8 protein-coding genes are annotated in these 18,562 nt (G+C 71.3%); 3 read left to right on the forward strand and 5 right to left on the reverse strand.

What is annotated here, in order from left to right:
• The first annotated feature begins 371 nt into the window (after positions 1-371).
• Both WMF42_RS28635 and WMF42_RS28640 read left to right on the forward strand, forming a co-directional pair.
• Positions 372-3,482, forward strand: a complete 3,111-nt coding sequence (locus WMF42_RS28635) for a collagen-like protein (protein WP_437686081.1) — start codon at positions 372-374, stop codon at positions 3,480-3,482.
• A gap of 767 nt (positions 3,483-4,249) precedes the next feature.
• Positions 4,250-5,485: a glycosyltransferase gene (locus tag WMF42_RS28640; protein ID WP_233561134.1), complete on the forward strand. Its 1,236-nt coding sequence runs from the start codon at positions 4,250-4,252 to the stop codon at positions 5,483-5,485.
• A gap of 61 nt (positions 5,486-5,546) precedes the next feature.
• On the opposite strand, the gene WMF42_RS28645 is transcribed toward WMF42_RS28640, so the two are convergent.
• Together WMF42_RS28645 and WMF42_RS28650 are read right to left on the reverse strand one after the other, a co-directional pair.
• Entirely contained in the window at positions 5,547-6,638 is a 1,092-nt protein-coding gene (locus WMF42_RS28645; RefSeq protein ID WP_233561135.1) for a serine/threonine-protein kinase, read from the reverse strand.
• 575 nt (positions 6,639-7,213) lie between these two features.
• Positions 7,214-12,043, reverse strand: coding sequence for a hypothetical protein (locus tag WMF42_RS28650; protein WP_437686082.1), 4,830 nt, complete (start codon positions 12,041-12,043; stop codon positions 7,214-7,216).
• A gap of 525 nt (positions 12,044-12,568) precedes the next feature.
• Between WMF42_RS28650 and WMF42_RS28655 the strand changes: the two genes are divergently transcribed.
• The gene (locus WMF42_RS28655) at positions 12,569-13,102 is read left to right on the forward strand and encodes a hypothetical protein (protein ID WP_061606323.1); all 534 of its coding nucleotides are present in this window, start codon (positions 12,569-12,571) and stop codon (positions 13,100-13,102) included.
• Between the two features lie 43 nt (positions 13,103-13,145).
• On the opposite strand, the gene WMF42_RS28660 is transcribed toward WMF42_RS28655, so the two are convergent.
• The 3 genes from WMF42_RS28660 to WMF42_RS28670 all read right to left on the reverse strand — a co-directional run bounded on the left by WMF42_RS28660 (position 13,146) and on the right by WMF42_RS28670 (position 18,556).
• Positions 13,146-14,729 (reverse strand): hypothetical protein, encoded by a 1,584-nt coding sequence (locus tag WMF42_RS28660; protein ID WP_061606324.1) that lies wholly within the window; start codon positions 14,727-14,729, stop codon positions 13,146-13,148.
• Between the two features lie 511 nt (positions 14,730-15,240).
• The gene (locus WMF42_RS28665) at positions 15,241-16,791 is read right to left on the reverse strand and encodes a hypothetical protein (RefSeq protein ID WP_437686083.1); all 1,551 of its coding nucleotides are present in this window, start codon (positions 16,789-16,791) and stop codon (positions 15,241-15,243) included.
• Positions 16,792-17,149: 358 nt separating this feature from the next.
• Complete coding sequence (locus WMF42_RS28670; RefSeq protein WP_061605514.1) at positions 17,150-18,556, reverse strand: B12-binding domain-containing radical SAM protein; 1,407 nt, start codon at positions 18,554-18,556, stop codon at positions 17,150-17,152.
• Positions 18,557-18,562: the final 6 nt, after the last annotated feature.

Below are 18,562 nucleotides of genomic sequence, written 5' to 3' on the forward strand. Positions count from 1 at the left end.
CCCCATCAACCTAGGATCGCTCCAGACAGAGCGTATCGGCGGCAGGAGCCTTCTCGCTCTGGCTGCATCTGGCTGCGCCCGCGTCGTGGCGTGGCCACTCGGGCGTCGCATCGACGCGTCGCCCTGACTTTTCGTGCCGGTATCTGGTGGGACTCTCGTCGAGCAAGGCGGGACTGGGCGCTGGGGGGAGCTCTGTCCCGAAGTCGCCCTTCGCCCGACTGACTCGCCTCCTGGGCTCCACCTCATCTGAACACGACTGCCTGCGGGATCGGGCTCATCGAAGCTCGGAATCGGGAGAAAGGTGGAGTCACATGCGGAAGTATCGAGCAAGCGCAGTTTCTGCTGGAATCCTCGCCGGGTTTGCGGGCGTGATGGCCAGCGCGGGCGTGGGCTGGGCCGGCGATGCAGAGCAGGCCAAGGCGGACGCCACGTTGTCCTATGCCTGCAAGCAGCGGCAGAGTGGGCAGCTCCGGGCCGTGGAGAGCCCGGACAGGTGCCAGGCCTCCGAGGATCTGGTCTACCAGCCCGGCAAGGGGTTCGTGGGTCAGCAGTTCATGAAGGGCGAGCGCGGTCCGCAGGGGCTGCAGGGCCCGCAAGGTCCCAAGGGCGAGCGCGGTCCGCAGGGTCCCAAGGGCGAGCGCGGCGAGCAGGGACCGCAGGGACCGGCGGGGTTCGTCGGACCTCAGGGTCTCAAGGGCACTGACGGCGCGAAGGGGCTCCAGGGCCTCAAGGGCGAGATCGGTCCGCAAGGCCTCAAGGGCACTGACGGCGCGCGCGGACCTCAGGGTCCTCAGGGTCCTCAGGGTCCGCAGGGTCCCAAGGGCGAGCGCGGTCCCCAGGGTCCCAAGGGCGAGCGCGGCGAGCAGGGACCGGCGGGGTTCGTCGGCCCTCAGGGTCTCAAGGGCACTGACGGCGCGAAGGGGCTCCAGGGTCCCCAGGGCGCCATCGGTCCGCAAGGCCTCAAGGGCACTGACGGCGCGCGCGGTCCTCAGGGTCCTCAGGGGCCCAAGGGCGAGCGCGGTCCGCAGGGGCCCAAGGGCGAGCGCGGCGAGCAGGGACCGGCGGGGTTCGTCGGACCTCAGGGTCTCAAGGGCACTGACGGCGCGAAGGGTCTCCAGGGTCCCCAGGGCGCCATCGGTCCGCAAGGCCTCAAGGGCGCTGACGGCGCGCGCGGTCCTCAGGGTCCGCAGGGGCCCAAGGGCGAGCGCGGCGAGAGGGGCCCGCAGGGACCGGCCGGGCTCGTCGGCCCCCAGGGTCTCAAGGGCACTGACGGCGCAAAGGGTCTCCAGGGCGCCATCGGTCCCCAGGGCCTCAAGGGCGCTGACGGCGCGCGCGGGCCTCAGGGGCCCAAGGGCGAGCGCGGCGAGATGGGCCCGCAGGGACCGGCCGGGCTCGTCGGCCCCCAGGGTCTCAAGGGCACTGACGGCGCAAAGGGTCTCCAGGGTCCCCAGGGCGCCATCGGTCCCCAGGGCCTCAAGGGCGCTGACGGCGCGCGCGGGCCTCAGGGGCCCAAGGGCGAGCGCGGTGAGATGGGCCCGCAGGGACCGGCCGGGCTCGTTGGCCCCCAGGGTCTCAAGGGCACTGACGGCGCAAAGGGTCCCCAGGGCGCCATCGGTCCCCAGGGCCTCAAGGGCGCTGACGGCGCGCGCGGGCCTCAGGGGCCCAAGGGCGAGCGCGGCGAGATGGGCCCGCAGGGACCGGCCGGGCTCGTTGGCCCCCAGGGTCTCAAGGGCACTGACGGCGCAAAGGGTCCCCAGGGCCTCAAAGGCGAGATGGGTCCCCAGGGCCTCAAGGGCGAGATGGGTCCCCAGGGCCTCAAGGGCGAGCGCGGTCCCCAGGGCCTCAAGGGCGAGATGGGTTCCCAGGGCCTCCAAGGGCCGGCGGGGCCCAAGGGCGAGCGCGGTCCCCAGGGTCTCCAAGGGCCGGCGGGGCCCAAGGGCGAGCGCGGTCCCCAGGGCCTGCAAGGGCTGACGGGGCCCAAGGGCGAGATGGGTCCCCAGGGCCTCCAAGGGCCGGCGGGGCCCAAGGGCGAGCGCGGTCCCCAGGGACCGGTGGGCGCCATCGGACCCCAGGGCCACAAGGGCGCCGACGGCGCGCGCGGGCCTCAGGGCCCCGTGGGCCCCAAGGGTGAGATCGGTCCGCAAGGCCACAAGGGCGCCGACGGCGCGCGCGGGCCTCAGGGCCTCGTGGGCCCCAAGGGCGAGATCGGTCCCCAGGGACCGGTCGGACTCAAGGGCGAGATCGGCCCGCAAGGCCACAAGGGCGCTGACGGCGCGCGCGGGCCTCAAGGCCCCGTGGGCCCCAAGGGCGAGATCGGTCCGCAAGGCCACAAGGGCGCTGACGGCGCGCGCGGGCCTCAGGGCCCCGTGGGCCCCAAGGGCGAGATCGGTCCGCAAGGCCACAAGGGCGCCGACGGCGCGCGCGGGCCTCAGGGCCCCGTGGGCCCCAAGGGCGAGATCGGCCCGCAAGGCCACAAGGGCGCTGACGGCGCGCGCGGGCCTCAGGGCCTCGTGGGCCCCAAGGGCGAGATCGGCCCGCAAGGCCACAAGGGCGCTGACGGCGCGCGCGGTCCTCAGGGCCCCGTGGGCCCCAAGGGCGAGATCGGTCCGCAAGGCCACAAGGGCGCCGACGGCGCGCGCGGGCCTCAGGGCCCCGTGGGCCCCAAGGGCGAGATCGGCCCGCAAGGCCACAAGGGCGCCGACGGCGCGCGCGGGCCTCAGGGCCCCGTGGGCCCCAAGGGCGAGATCGGCCCGCAAGGCCACAAGGGCGCTGACGGCGCGCGCGGGCCTCAAGGCCCCGTGGGCCCCAAGGGCGAGCGCGGCCTGCAGGGCGAGCGCGGACCCCAGGGTCCTGCCGGCCCCAAGGGCGAGATCGGCCCCCAGGGCCTCAAGGGCGCTGACGGCGCGCGCGGTCTCCAGGGCCTGAAGGGCGTCGACGGCGCGCGCGGGCCTCAGGGTCCTGCTGGCCTCAAGGGCGAGATCGGCCCGCAAGGCATCAAGGGCGTCGACGGCGCGCGCGGTCTCCAGGGCCTGAAGGGCGTCGACGGCGCGCGCGGGCCTCAGGGTCCTGCCGGCCCCAAGGGCGAGATCGGCCCCCAGGGTCCCGCGGGCCCGAAGGGCGAGCGCGGCCTCCAGGGTCCTTCGGGCCCCAGGGGCCAGATCGGCCCCCAGGGACCGACGGGGTCGCCCGGACTGGCGAAGATCCGCGTGATCTCGGAGACGCGCCAGGCAGAGCCCACCAGCGCGTTCATCAACGTGAAGGCGCTCTGCAAGGCGGGTGAGGTCGTGATCAGCGGCGGATTCGCGGTCTCCGGCGCCGCGCAGGCGACCAGCAGGGTCGTCGAGAACTCGCCGTACGACGCGACCGAGGAGGGCCGCGCGGGCTGGACGTCGACCGCCGTGTTCGAGAGCGGCTACGGCAAGAAGGGCCAGTCCATCACGCTGACCACCTACGCCGTCTGCGCCGAGGTGCCCCAGCGCTGAGGCCGACAGGCAGCACCAGGCTCACGTGATCCCGTGAGCCCCTCTCCCCACCCGCGGTCCCCTGCGCCTCCGAGGACAGGGGACCGCGGACTCAGCGCCTCACCCCTGCTCCCAACACACAGCAAGCCCGCGCGGCCCTCGGCCCATCCAGCCGACGCCCCCGCTGCGCCAGGCCCCGCCGCGGACGACGCGCCCGCCGCTCCTTTCCGTACTCCGTACTCCGTACGAACAAGACCACAATGGGCGGTTCCGGTGACCAGGCTCACACCAAAACGCGCGATTTGTGTACATCAACCTACATGGAAAGAACCTTCGCACCCCCGAGCCCGTGGAGGAGCAGAGGTTCGTCCCCGGCCGGTGACGCGGCTTGCACGATTCTCGCAAGGAGCCCGGGCGGTGACCTCGTGAACACTGCGCTCTTTCACGGTGCCGAAAAAATTGCGCGTCCTGCGCTATTTTCACCGGAACGTCAGGCCGGTCCAGCGATGGTTCCGCGCGGGACGACGCAGCGCGTTCAGCATTGGCGGTCGCACTCTGTCACATCTGTCGCAATGTGCCACAGCCGTCACTCCACGTGGTCAACCGACCGGCCAATGAAGGCACCCCCTCACTTCAACGCAGAGGTAAGGGGCATATCGAGGAGAGACCCAGAGAAATCTCCTTGCCCCCTGGCCTCTGTGGTAAATTCCCCCTGCGGACGAGAACACGAAGGAGGGGTTTCTCTCAGGTCGGACCACATGCCTCCCAGAGCACCCTAGAGGGGAACCATGACGATAGATTACGCCATGAAGACCAGCGAACACGCATCGACGACCCGAGCGCCCCAGGACCCTCTGGTGATCGCGCACGTGCTGAACTCCTTTCAGGTGGGAGGCGCCGAGCAAGTCGTCGTGGACCTGGCCGGGCTGCAGCGCGAGGCGGGGCATGAGGTGATGGTCGTGGGCATCCACATGAACCCTGACGGCCCGCGCGCGGAGCAGCTCCGGGCGCGCGGCGTCGCGGTCCACATGATGCCGAAGCGCCCTGGGTTCGACTTCAAGCTCCCCGGCAAGCTGGCGGCGTTCTTCGCCAAGCATGGTGTCTCCATCGTGCATTCGCACAACCAGCTACCGCTCATCTACGCGACGGCCGCGGGCCGGCTCCATCGCGTGCCCGTGTGCCACACGCTGCATGGGGCGATGTTCGATCAGGGCCGCAGGGCGTGGCTGCGGCACGTGGCGGCCAGGCTCGCCGACGCGCACGTGGCCGTGTCGCAGTCGACGGCCGACTTCATGCTCAAGCACAAGGAGGTCCCGAGCTCGAAGCTGCACGTGGTGCAGAACGGAATCGACCTCTCCCGGTTCAGGCCGGACTCCATGGCTCGGGCGCGCATCCGGTCCGAGCTCGGCATTCCTCAGGGCGCGTGGGTCGCCGGGGCTGTCGGCCGCCTGTCGCAGGTCAAGAACCACGCGCTCCTGCTCCGCGCGGCCGCGGCGGCAGGCGTCCTGTCGGGCGACGACGGGCGCCTCCTGCTCGTCGGGGACGGGCCGGAGGCCGCCCCGCTGCGGGCCCTCGCCGAGGAGCTCGGCATCGGCGATCGCGTCGTGTTCGCCGGCGAGCGGCACGACGTGCCGGAGCTCCTCTCCGCGAGCGACGTCTTCGTCCTGTCGTCGAACTCCGAGGGGCTGCCGCTCTCCATGGTCGAGGCGATGGCGACCGGCCTGCCCGTGATCTCGACCGCCGTCGGCGGCATCCCTGCCCTGGTGGCCGACGGCGAGACGGGCTTCCTCGTCCCCTCGGGCGACGTCGACGCGCTCGCCGCCAAGCTCGCCACCCTCAAGGCGGATCCCGCGCAGGCGACGGCGATGGGCAAGCGCGGGCGGAAGCTCGCGCTGGGGCGCTACTCGGCCGAGCGCATGATGGCGAGCTACATGGACATCTACGAGGCGCTCCTCGCCCGGCGGGACTCGGATCGACGCGCCGTCCTGCGGCCCAGCGAGCTGCTCGCCGGCCTGAACGCGTAACCCGCCCGGAGGCCGGCGCGCGGCGGCGTCCGGGGGCAGTCTGTCGCCGCCGGCGCTCTCCTCACGGCGCGCGGGGGATCGTCGAGATCGCGCGCGGGATCGTGGCGAGCGACGTCGGCGCCGCGAGCCCCGGCGCCCGGGGGGGCCGCGTCGGAGGGCGACCCGACGACGGCCGCCCCTCGAGCGCGCCGAGCTCGCGCATCTCCTTCGCCGGCGCCAGCGCGCTCTGCGGCGGCGGCGCCACCGTGCTCCGCGGCGGCGGCACCAGCGTGCTCCGCGGCGGGGCCAGCGTGCTCCGCGGCGGCGGCGGCGGCGCGATCGCCACCAGGGCCAGCGCCTCGCGCACAGCCGCCTGCATCGACCGCGCGTCGGGCCAGCGATCCGCCTGCGCGAACTCGAGCGCCCGGTCCACCACCCGCACCACGGCAGGGGGCATCGACGGCTCGACCCGCGCGAGCGACGCGATCGGGCAGGTCATCCTCAGGAAGAAGAGCTCGTTGACCGTCGGCGCCTCCTGCACGTACCGGTTCGTGAGCAGCGAGAACATCGTCGCGCCGAGCGCCCAGATGTCCGTCCGCGCATCGACGAGGTCCCAGCGCGCGCGCGCCTGCTCCGGCGGCATGTACGCCGGCGTCCCCATCGCGCGCAGCCCCGCCAGCGACGTCTGCCCCGAGGGGACCCGCAGGCGCGCGATGCCGAAGTCGAGGATCTTCACCCCGCGGTCGCGCGTCAGGAAGATGTTGTCGGGCTTCAGATCCCGGTGAACCACCCCCTTCTCGTGCGCTGCCGCGAGCACGTCCAGGATCTGAGCGCTCAGCGAGAGCACCTCGGCGGGCGGCAGCGGGCCCCTCTGCGCCTTCCAGCGCTGGAGGAGCGTCTCCCCCTCGAGCAGATCCATCACAAGGAACGGCGCGCCGTCCTCGGTCACGTCGTCCGCGAGCACCGCGGCGATCCCGGGGTGGTTCACTGTGTTCGCGATCGCCTTCTCGCGGAGGAACCGCGCCCGATCGACCTTGTCCCGCGCGCGCTCGGGGTGCAGCAGCTTGATCGCCACCCGCGCGCCAGCGCTGTGCGTCGCCGCATACACGGCCGCCATCCCCCCGAGGCCGATCAGCGCATCCAGCCTCCACGCGCCGTTGAGCACCGTTCCCACGCGTGCCTTCGCTCTCTGGACGTGCGTACCATTCTCGAAGTCCATTGCTGGCTCTTTCCATGCCCTCGGGCGACCGACCTTCCAGCGCTCGCGACGCGAGAGAAGGCTCTCTTCTTTACGTTCCCGGTGTCCCGGTATCGGCGCTACGGCCGGCTCGGCGCTCCGCGATGGCAAGCTGAGGGTGCAACTCGTCAGAACCGCCACCTGCCCCGCCGTCCCGCGTCGCCGACGCAGCTGACGCCTGGGCGGGCGAACTCCAACAGCACGTCATTTCATGGAAAAGTTCAGCAAGACCTGCGCCACGCCGGCCGCTCCCACGCCCGCGGGGAGATCGGGCGACCGAATGGGGCGAATCGCCCCCCTGCGGCAGGATGCCCCGACCATCGCGCCGCCGTCGCATTGTCGGCTCACGCCCGACGTTGCCAGCGGAACGTCACCACGGCGTCAACCCCGCCAGGGATGAGCCCGGTGCTCTCGTGATCTCCGGCGCGGCGAAGGACGCTTCGCGCCCCGGGGTGCGGGGAGGAGCGACGGCCCCCGTCCTCGGTGCCATGCCGCCTCGCGCCGACGCGCGCTCAGTGGATGCCCCTCATGCTCGGGTCACCCAGCTTGAACGCCGACAGCGCCTGCCGGATGAACACCGGCACCGAGACGTAGCCCTCGAGCGCGACGCAGGCGCGGTTCGACGAACACGTGCACTGGTAGAAATCGCTGTAGTCGTCGTCGTCTGCGTCGGAGTCCGCCTCGCAGCCGGGCACGCCTTCCCGCTCCACCTCGCCGTCCGACGCGATGGCGGCGATGGTCGGATCCCACCGCACGATCGGCTGCCGGCTCTCCGGGCTCAGCTTCACCTTGTGCCAGTCCGGGTTGCCGTCGCCGTCGAGGTCCGGCCCCGGCTCCGTGACATAGGCCCTGGCCAGGAGCTCATTTCCGTACTCCAGGACGCGCGCGCCGATGCCCTTCTGCACGACCTTTCCGAAGATCGTCTCTGTCCCGTACGCCTTGGCCACGAACACCTTGCCGGACGGGTGGTGGAGCTCGATCCGGTCCGGGAACCCGGGATCGGTGTCTGCCCCGGTCTCCCAGATGTGCATCATGTCCAGCCATCTCTGCTTCTGGTTCTCGGGGAGATAGAGGAGGGTCCAGGCGATGAGGAACTTCTGCTGCTCCCATCCGATCTGCGGGTCGAGGATGGCGACCTTGTCCGGGGCCCGCGGGTTCCACGGCGCGCTGTCGACCGCGCCGTAGGCGCTGCAAACGGTGCTGCCCTCGCCCGGGAAGCAGCTCTCCGGTCCGCTCTTGCTCCACCACGACGTCCAGCCCAGGGCTCTGGCCGGGTAGCCGCTCGGGTCCTTGATCGGCTTGCCGCTCGAGTCCGCCGCGATGCGCACGCCCTTGATGGCGTCGTCGCCCGTGAGGTTGTTGGCGAGCCAGCGCCTGTACCCTTCCGGAAAGACGTCGGCGAGCGAGACAGCGCGGTAGCGCGCGTCGAGGAAGTCGTGGCGCGAGTCGCTGATGAAGTTGTCGACCGACTCGGTCATGAGCATCGCCACCCACGCCTTGTCGTAATACGAGCCGGCGTTCATCGTGTAGTTCGAGTCGAACTCGCCCTTGTCCTCCGCGAGCGCGTTCTCGAGCGGCTTGCCGCCGAGGGCGATGTCGCCGAAGTACCCTGTCGCGCCGTTCGGCACGACCACCAGCGTGTCTCCGGCGCCGCCGAAGACGTCGACCGCCGACCGGAGGACGGTGTCCCCCTTGGGCAGGTAGTGCTCCCCCGGCTGCGGGCGCGCCATCTGGAGCGCGAAGTGATCGAACGCGATCCCGGCCGCGAGGATGTTCTCCTTGAAGAGGTTGCTGGAGGCCTGGGCCCAGAGGGTGTCGAAGTCGTAGCCGCGCTCCAGCGCGAACTCGCGGTAGACGTTCGAGAGCAGCCCGAGGCCCTTCGCGCCGTCGCGCATCTTCGCGTTGTAGCGGTTCAGCGTCCGCTCCGAGGCCACGCGCACGCTGAAGTTCTGCCGGCCGCGCCGGTAGTTGTCGAAGATGTGGTTCACCTCCTGCTGCGTGATGAAGAAGTTGAACAGCTCGTAGGCGTCCGCGCCGTTGTCGTGCCGGTACACGCTCAGGTTGCCGAGGTCCGCCCACCTGTCCGTCGCGAAGCCGTACGGCACGCGGGTGCGCCCCGCCGGGTCCACCGCGGGCCCCTTCGCGCCCTTCGCCGTCTTCAGCGAGCGCCACGCCACGTGGTCGACCTTCTGCTGCCGGCACCGCGTGTACTTGCCGTCGATCGGCACGATCTGGCCGTCGAGGACAGGGTGCCAGACGCCGTCCCGCTCGTCGTTCCAGTCCGACGGCCTGTACGCGCCCGGGTCGACCTCGACGCAGCTATCCGGCAAGATCAGGTCATATTTGTTCTGCAGATCGGAATAATGGATGTCGTCGTCGCCGTACTCCGGCTGGAAGCCGAGGACGCCGCCGAAGTCGTCGACCTTGGCGAGCATGCCCTTGCCGCGCGGGGTGGTCGCCTTGTAGCTCGGGTCCGCGTGCACGGCGACAGCGTCGCCGTAGAACATGCGGGCCGCGGCGAAGTCGTAGGCGCCGAGCCCGATGAGATCCTGCGTGGGCTCGCCGGCGTAATCCATGGTCGACGAGTGCATGAACATCCAGAGCAGGTTCTTCCGCTCGTTCCCGGTCATCGGGTCGAAATAGCGGGGCCCGACGCACGCCTCGCCGTCCTCCGAGAGCGTCTCGCACAGCGCCTTGACCCGCCCGTTGTTCGTGCGGAGCTGCCAGTACTGCGGCCGGTACCCCCAGGCGTCCGACGAGCTCACGAAGTTGTGGCGCAGGCCGACGGAGTGGCCCATCTCGTGGAGCACCACCGCGTAGTGGGCCCGCTGCGCGAGGTACCGCCGCATGGCCTCGGCGCGCCGCGCCTTCTGCCCCGCGTCCCCCTCGCCGAACCGCCCGTGCTGGGCCGCGAACTTCTCCTCGAGGATGTCCGCCAGGTTGGCCGTCGCGAGCGGCGCCGGCGCCTCGTGCATCACGCACGCCCCGCGCTCGGCGAGCGCGACCTCCTTCAGGTTCCTGAGGTCGCGCTGCACGCTCGGGTTCGCCCCGCGGAGCGGCGAGGCGAGGCGCATCACCTCGTCCGTGAGCGGCAGCCCCGCGACGCCGGTGAGCTCCTGCATCCGCTTCGTCGTGAGCTCGGCCTCGAGCTCGGTGCCCGCCGCGGCCCGACGGCGCGCCTCGTAGACCGCGCGCATGCTGTCCGGCGCCGTCGCGTCCGCGGCGATCGCGCGCACCTCCTTCGCGAGCCGCCGGAGGCTCTCGCGCAGGCCCGGGTCGCCCGCGAGCTGGCCGGCGCCCGCGGGGGCGTCGCCGTCCCCCCCGGCCGCCCGGGCGATCCGCCGGCTGAGCTCCTCCCGCGTCAGCCGCGGCAGCGCGCCGCCCTTCGACGCGCCCTCGCTCGCCTGGGCCCAGTCCCGGACGTTGTCGCCGTCGGTCACGTCCTCGGTCCTGAGCTCCCCCTTGATGTAGCGGGCCGTGTCGATGACGCCCTGGCTCCAGAGGTCGTTGACGTGCGTCCAGACGTTGATGCTCGCCGCGACCTTCTCGCCGGTGAGCGGGTCCTCCGCGTCGCTGTAGATGCCCCAGGCCGAGGGCGACTGCGGCGCCTCGAAGTTGTTGATCTGGTGATAGCGCAGGTCGCCGATCCGCGCGGTCAGCGCCTCACCGCACGCCCTCAGCAGCGCCTCGTCGCGCCCCGCCTCCTTGCGGCGCTCGTCGCCGCACATCCTGGCCGTCACGCCCGCGGGGAGCCGCGGGCCGCCGCACGCCTCCGGATCGGCCGCCTCGACCGGGCTGTGACAGACAACGATCATCTCGGGCATCCTCGCGAGCGCCACCACGCCCGGCGCGTACCCGCGCCGCGCCCCGATCTCGTCGGCGAGGGCGCCGCAGTCCTGCCCCTCGTGCGCCTCGCCGCGCCGGCACGCGTCGACCTCGCGCGCGAGCGCGATGGCGTCCGCGTTGTCGTCCATCTGCCCGTCCTGGACCGGGAACGCCGCGCGGCAGCCCGCCGCGTCGCCCGTCGTCCCGGCGCACTCGACGTACCTGGCCGTGACGACGGCGCTGCGCAGGGCGACGTCCCACTCGTGGGCTGCCCAGCCGGTGGCGTCGAAATACTCCGGGTTGCTGTTCGACGTGACGTACCACGGCTGCGGCACGGCCTTCCTGCGCTGATAGGGCAAGGTGCATCGTTGCTTGAAGGTGTCGCACCGCGAGCCCGGCCCCACCTTCACCTCGCCGCCGTCTCCGTCGATCGTCGCCTCGGTGACCGCCTCGCATTCGTCCTCGGTCCCGTTGCCGTCCTCGTCGCGGTGCGGATCCGCGCCGAACGGCGTGGTCTCCGGCGTGAAGCACGGGATCTCGCCCGTCATGCCCTCCGGATCGGCGTAGTAGTGGCTGCGCTCCCACAGGTTGTAGCGGCTGATCATGCGGTGCCACCTGGCGTCGCTCATGCCGTAGTTGCGGGCGTACCCGAGGCGCTCGCGCAGGAAGGGCCCGTAGGCCTGGAACCGGTATCCGTCCCACTCGGCGGGCTCGTAGTCCCTGTCGACGACGCGGCGGAACGACTGCCTGAGCGTGATCTCGACCGGGTTGCACGACCCGACCGGCGCCGTGCCGCCCGGGAAATCCGCGTCGAGCATGCAGGCCGGGAAGCGGTCCACGCCCCACCCGAGGTGGCTCAGATCGATGAGCTGGGGCACCGCGAAGGCCTTGTTGGTGACGTCAAAATACCCCTCCTCGGGGTCGAAATGCGGCGCGTCCGGGTGGCCCGGGTCGCTGATCGTGTAGGCGAGCGGCTCGTACTGCACGCCGCCGTAGACGCCGAGGAGCGACAGCGTGTCGAAGTCGTAGGAGTCGACGTTCAGGTTCTTCGACCAGTCGACCCGCATGTACTCCCGCTCGTACCAGGGGCGGTCGGTCGTGTTTTCGACGACGACGTTGCTCTCCTCCCCCGTCGCCGGGTTGTAGTCGCGCCGTATGTCGAAGTGGGAGAGGATCTTGTATGCCGCGGCCACCACGCCGTCGTCCGTGGCGGCGCCGGTCCCTTTGCCGTCGGTGTCGCTCACGCGCTCGTAGGTGAGGCGCCCGATCAGCAGGTCTTCCTGGATGACCCACTTGATCCGCGCGACGTCCGCCTGCGCGTACGAGGACGAGAAGAGCCCGTCCTGCGACGCCCCGTACCCCACGTCGACCACCGTGGTCCGCGCCCAGAACTCCGGATCATCCTCCTTGCTCTGCAGATCGGCGCCGACGAAGAACGATTTCGCCAGCGCGTTCGCCTGGACCTGGTTGAGCTCCGCCCGCTCCTCGGCGCAGCCCGCGGCCAGGCAGAATGCCACCGTGAGCCCTGCATGTCTCACAATCCACCCCATCGCAGAGTCCTCCCCTGACGCGGTCACGAGCGCGCATGCCCGCATGAGAACCTCGGCGTCCCCATGCGATCTCCCGTGAAGACCGTCCCCCGCGCGAACGGCGTATCTGCTCGCCCCCGTGACTGCGGCACATCGCATGCCACCGCCGCGAATCGCTATCTCCCCCGCCAAATCCACTGCGCTTGCGGTCTCTTGCGCCCTGCCCTCGCTTCACCCGTCGACCGCGCCGCGCCGCGAAGCGTTAGCAGACTGACGGTCCACCCCCGTTTGCCCCGGTCGAGGCGCCCCCCGATCGCGTCCCAGCGGCCTCTCTCTACCGTGCGACGCGAAGACGGCTTTACCACGCAGACCCCGGCAGGCATCTCGGCCCGCCCTTCTCCCTCCCTCGCGTTCCGTTCGCGCCGGCCCCCTCGCTCCGCGCCGCCTCCGAGAGGAGCGGCCTCTCCCCCCGGATTGCGGTATCGAGCCCCTCACCCCACCGGGAGGAACGCAGTGCCTGAAGCCGAACCTGAAGGAGACGTCCTGCTCTCGAACGCCGACGGCACCATCCTGGCGCTCGGCCCCACCGTGCTCGTCTGCGACTGCCCCGGCGACGGCCTCGACCTCGCCGTGCGCCGCGTCGCCGCCTTCGCCCTGACCGCCTCGCTTGTCATCGTGGGCATCGTCGCCGCCAGGGCAGCCCCCTTCCCCATCGTCTTCATCGCCGCGACCTGGACCGCGGCAGCCACCGCCGCGCTGCTCTTCGTCCGCCGCCGCCGCCGCTTCCACGGGCGCTTCCGCCTCGATTTCGAGCGCGCCGAGATCGTCCAGGAGGGCCGCGGCTTCCGGCGGATTTTTCCAGTACAGGCGATCGCCCGCGTCTCGACCCCGCCGGCGCTGGACGCCGAGGTCGACGAGCCGGGCCTCGCGCCGCGGTGGCTGCTCCTCCAGCTCTCGACAGGGGAGCGGCTGCGCCTCGGCAAGGGGCCCGCCTACGCGCTCGGACCGGCGCTCGCCTTCCTCAAGCGAGCCGGCGTCGAGGCGTGACCGGCGCGCTCCCGCCCGTCACGCCGCCGGCCTGCGCCGACCCTCAGGGCGACGGCAGGCTGGGGTAGGGCGGGCCGAAGCTCGTGGTGGCCGTCCGGGTGTTCACGAGGACCGGCGTCTTCGTCGTCTCGTCCGCGTAGAGCGGCCTGACAACGCACGTGCTGGTGCCGCACGCCCCCGGGTCGGGGAACACCACGTCGGCGACGAGCCAGAACCGCTCGCCCGAGTCCTCCGGGAGGAAGGTGACCGGCTCCTCGGGGTCGTGGAAGCCGGTGGGCCCGAGGTCGGCCCCGAGCTCGCCGTTGCAGAAGATCTTGATCCGCGGGTGCACGTTGAACGACACCTCGCCGCCGAAGTAGTGGACGGCGACCCGCATCCACCCTGACTTGGGCGGAAAATCGACGTTGATGTTCTCCGGCGCGCAGAACGTCGGATCGTCGGGGTCGGTCGTCTCCTGAGCGCAGGAGATGTTGTCGAGATCGAGCCGCGGGTTATGGCAGCCTCTGCCGTCGCGGCGCCACTTCTCCCCCACCCCGCGGGGCGCGTAGAAGCAGGTGTTGTTCGTCTCCTCGGGATCCAGGTACCAGTCCACCGGATCGGGCGGCGTCGCCGTATCGCTGAACCAGGTGATGCCCGGGTCGTCGTCCGTGAGGGTGTCGATCGTGCAGTTGCCGTAGCCGCACGCGACGTTCGAGCCGCCGACCTTCCAGGGCTGCGTGTTGTTCGGCTTGTGGAGGTAGAGATCCAGGTCGACGCTGTACGGCTCGTGCTCCCACTCGAGCTCGACGCGGAGGCCGCGCGCGCCGATGAACAGCGGGTAGGTGCAGGTCGCGCTCTCGCCGTCCGCCCCCTGTTTCGTGTACGTGACCGTGTACTCGCCCGACTGAAGCGGCTTGAAATCGTCCCTCGGCTCCGTCCCGCCCACGGAGGGGCACGGGTCCACGCCCGCGGGGCAGGTCACCGTCCACGCCTCGGAGCCCTCGACGGCGTCCGCGCTGAACGTGCCGGTCCCCTCCTTGAGATCGACGGTGGCGAAGGGCGCCGCCTGGATCGGATGGCAGCCCGCCGCGTCGTTCAGGTGGCAGCTCTGGTCCGCGTGCACGCCGCCGACGCACGGCCCCCACGTGCCCGTCTCGTCGCAGAGCTGGGTGCCTGGGAAGCACCCGGCGCTCTGCCGGTACGACGGGTCCCCGCGAAAGCAGGAGTGCGCCTGGCCGGCGATGCACGCGCATGTCTCGTCGATCATGCCGTTGCAGTTGTCGTCCAGCCCGTCGTGGTCGATACCGAGCTCATCCACGCCGCACAGCTCCACCGGGCCGCAGGCGCTCCCGCACGGGTTGACCGCCACGTCGGGGGTCTCGTCGGTCGCCCCTCCATCAATGATGAGGTTGCCGCCGAAGCCGTCCGAGTCCGAGTCGTCGCCCTCGGGCGCGGCGCCCGCCACGCTGGCGCCGCCCGAGCCGCCGCGGGGGCCTCCCGAGCCGCCCACGCCGGAGCCGCCCCCCTCCGTCACATCGCCGAAATCAAACCGCTTGCCCTCGGCGCTGCAGCCGGCCGCAACGACGGCGCTCGACCCCGCGGCTGCGATCACGAAGGGGAGCACGGACAGGACACGAAGACGAAACATGATACCTCCACGTGAGGGAACGCGGCGCAGGGTCGCAGCGGGCTCACCTCCGCTCAGCGCCACGGCGAAGCGCTCCGTAGCTTAGCAAAGCGGAGACACGCCGCGGCCCCGTGACGCGCGCTTTCGCGCGAGATCGCGCGAACGGGGATGGCAGAACACCACGCCTCCACCTCATCGGGTAAGAGGCAAAACGATTTTACAGGTTCAACAGGGTGCCACGCAGAACTCCCTAGCACGGCGCGCGGCCGACGCCGCCGATAACGAACAGCCGCGAGCTCGACGAGGCGCGCTGTCCGGAGGCACGGAGTCAGGCGAATCACCATCAGGCGATTCACTACAGACTCATTGCCTCGCTCCCCGGTCACGGCGCCGCGCCGCGCGTCGCGGCGCCGGCGCCGGCGCGCGGGTGCCGCGGGCGCGACGCTCCCGTCCGGACGGGAGCGCCGCGCCCGCGGTCAGGGGAGCGGCGCACCGCGCCCGCGGTCAGGAGAGCGGCGCAGCGCGCCCGCGGTCAGGGGAGCGGCGGGTAGGCTGGACCGAAGTTCGCCTCGACGTAGTCCTTCGTGGTGAGCAGCGGCGTCTTCGTGTCTGCGTTCCGGTAGAGCGGCTGGACGACGCAGGTCTGCTGGCCGCACTCGTCGGGCTCGGGGAAGATGACGTCGGCGACGAGCCAGAACCTGTCGCGGACGTCCCCGGGGGCGAAGGCGACGGGCAGCTCGGGGCTGTAGAAGCCGGTGGGCCCGAGATCGGCCCCGAGGGCGCTGTTGCAGAAGATCTTGATGCGCGGGTGGATGTCGTGGGGCACCCCGCCGTGAGAATAGTAGTGCACGCCGACCCGCATCCACTGGCGCTTCGGGGGGAAGTCGACGTTGATGTTCTCGGGCGCGCAGAAGTATTCGTGGTCGGGGCTGGTCGCGGTGGGGTCGCAATTCGCGTTGTCGAGGTCGAGCCGCGGGTTGTGGCAGCCCATCTCGTTGTCCCGCCAGAGCTCCCCCACGCCCCGGGGGGCGAAGAAGCAGGAGTTGTTGCTGTCCACCGGATCGAGGAACCAGTTCACCGGATCGGGCGGCGTCGCGCTGTCGCTGAACCAGCGGAGGTTCGATCCGGGCGCAGAGCCGCCCGGGCCGGACGCGAGCTCCTTGATGGTGCAGTTGCCCCAGCCGCAGTCGAACGCAGAGCCCGCGGTGGCCCACGGCTGCGTGTTGTTCGGCTTGTGCAGGTGCAGGTCGAGATCGACAGAGCCGAAGTCGTGCTCCCACTCCAGCTCGACGCGCAGCCCGCCGGCGCCGACGAACAGCGGGTACTGACAGCTCTGGGTCGCGCCGCTCGCGACGCGCTTCGTGTACGTGACCGTGTACTCGCCCGACTGGAGCGGCTTGAAATCGTCCGCGGGGTTCGCCCCGCTCACGGCGGGGCACGGGTCGATGCCCTCGGGGCAGGCCACGGTCCACCGCTCGGAGCCCTCGACCGCATCGTCGCTGAAGATGCCGGTGCCCGTCTTGAGGTCGACGTTGGCGAAGGGCGGCGCCTGGATCGGGTAGCAGGCGACGGAGCTGTTCACGTAACAGGCCTCGTCGGCGTGCACGCCGCCGACGCACGGGCCCCACGTGCCCGTCTCGTCGCAGAGCTGGGAGCCGGGGAAGCACCCCTCGCTGTTCCGGAACGACGGGTCGCCGCGGAAGCAGGAGTGCGCCTGGCCGGCGACGCACGGGCAGGTCTCGTCGATCATGCCGTTGCAGTTGTCGTCGAGGCCGAGGTGCGCGCCGGTGCACAGCTCCTCCTCGCCGCACGCCGTCCCGCACGGGTTCACCGTCACGTCGTCCGACGGCTCCTGCCCGCCATCGATGTCGAGGAGGCCGCCCAGCCCGCCCGGGGCGCCGCCCTCGCCGGCCGTGGCGCCCGCCCCGCCGTGGCCGGCGTCGCCCCCCTCCCCGGCCCGGTGTCCGCCACTGCCGCCGGGATTGACCCCGCCCGTCGCGCTGCAGCTCGCCACGACGCCGGCGCTGGACGCCGCGACGCCCGCGAAGATGAGGAGCGAGGAGGAGAAACGCAGTCGACCCATGAGACCTCCATTTCGAGGGATCTTCGATGCGGGGACAATACGGGCTCACCCCCCGCCCGACACCCCCGGCGTTCCAGGAGCTCATGCGAGTGTAGCAAATTCACCAAGCGACAGCGTTGCTGTAGCCGCGGGACAGCGCGCCTCCCGCGTCGGGGCGCTGCCACGGATCCGGGGGCGATCGACGGCCTCGCGCTGCCGCGCGTCGCCTCCGCGCAGCCGACGACGCGCGGCGCCGAGGCGTGAGGAGCGGCGCGGCAGGGACACCGCGTCATCGGGGCCGGCGGGCCACCGGCGCGCCGGGCCGCGGCGCTCATGGCGGCATCTGCGCAGGGCCGCGGCGAGCCCGGAGGCGGGCGCGTCAACCGAGGATCGGCAGGTGCCTTCCGCCCCCGGCCTTCGCCGGCTGGGGCTGCTGCGCCTCCGGCTGCGCCGCGGGCGGAGAGGCCGTCTCCTCGATGTGCACGCCGGACCGGAAGCGCTGCTCGCCGCCCGCGATCTTGCGGTGCGCGAGCGTGTGCTGCATGAAGTTCAGCGGGAAGAACCCGGCGAGCTGAATCCAGCTCGACTGCCGTGACAGGGTGAACCTGCGCCATATCGACGTGGGCGAGTAGAATTTCGTCCACGCGGACACCCACCCCTCCCGGAGGCGCTCCCGGGACATCTGCTTGGGCACGAAGTAGGGTGAGCCGGCGTCGTGGTCGCGGCGCAGCCACCAGCGCTCGTCGGTGAGGCGCCCCTCGGCCTTGAGGCGGCGGTAGAGCTGCGTCGCCGGATACGGGGTCAGGATGGCGTACAGCGCCATCGTCAGCTTCATGTCGATGCCGAACTCCACGGTGCGATCGAACACCTCGGGGTCGTCCGTGTCGAAGCCGAAGACGAAGCTCCCCCAGACGGAGATGCCGTGATCGTGGAGCATCGCCATCGTCTCCTTGTACTGGGAGGGACGGTTCTGCCGCTTGCCGGTGAACTTGACCGTCTCGTCGTCGATGCTCTCGAAGCCGATGAAGAGCGCCTTGCACCCGCTCTCGGCCATGAGCTTCACGTTCTCGAGGCGCTTGACCGCGGCGAGCGAGCACTGGCCTATCCAGTGCTTCTTGAGCGGGATCATCCGGGTGAACAGCTCCTTCGAGTAGGCCCGGTGGATCATCACGTTGTCGTCCGCGAACATGATGAGCTTGCCGAGCGACCTGAGCTCGCTCAGCACCTCGTCGGTCGGGCGGAACCGCATCGTGGTGCCGTTGGCCGTCGATACGCTGCAGAACTCGCACGGATAGGGGCAGCCGCGCATGGTCTGCACGACCTGGAACGGGATGTATTTCTTCGACGTGAACAGATCGCGCCGCGGGGCGGGCCTGCCCGCGAGGCTCGGCAGCTCGGGGCGGTAGATCGGCTTGAGCTCGCCGCGCTTCGCGTCCGCGAGCAGGGCGGGCCACGCGTCCTCGGCCTCGCCGACGACGACGGCGTCCGCGTGCTGCATCGCCTCGTCCGGGCACGCGGTGGGGTGGATGCCCCCGAGGACGACCTTCACGCCGCGCCTGCGGTACGCGGCGGCGATATCGTAGCTCCGGCGCGCTGTCTTGCTGTCGACGCTGATGCCGACGAGGTCGACGTCCTTGACGTCGCGCTGGAGATCGAAGGGCTGCACGACGTCATCGGTGTAGATGACCTCGTCCTCGGGGGGCGTGAGCGCCGCGAGCGTGCCGAGCCCCACCCGGGGCAGGTAGGCGGAATCTTCGCTTGCCGTGGCGATGAGCTCGATCTGCATGGCGGA

Origin of the sequence: Sorangium sp. So ce176 (assembly GCF_051519835.1) — a bacterium.
Classification (GTDB): Bacteria; Myxococcota_A; Polyangia; order Polyangiales; family Polyangiaceae; genus Sorangium; species Sorangium cellulosum_G.

What these genes read in the sequence shown, in the direction of transcription:
- WMF42_RS28635 (WP_437686081.1), top strand. Translation starts at nt 372, where the DNA reads ATGGCCAGCGCGGGCGTGGGCTGGGCCGGCGATGCAGAGCAGGCCAAG.
- WMF42_RS28640 (WP_233561134.1), top strand. Translation starts at nt 4,250, where the DNA reads ATGACGATAGATTACGCCATGAAGACCAGCGAACACGCATCGACGACC.
- WMF42_RS28660 (WP_061606324.1), bottom strand. Translation starts at nt 14,729, where the DNA reads ATGTTTCGTCTTCGTGTCCTGTCCGTGCTCCCCTTCGTGATCGCAGCC.
- WMF42_RS28665 (WP_437686083.1), bottom strand. Translation starts at nt 16,791, where the DNA reads ATGGGTCGACTGCGTTTCTCCTCCTCGCTCCTCATCTTCGCGGGCGTC.
- WMF42_RS28670 (WP_061605514.1), bottom strand. Translation starts at nt 18,556, where the DNA reads ATGCAGATCGAGCTCATCGCCACGGCAAGCGAAGATTCCGCCTACCTG.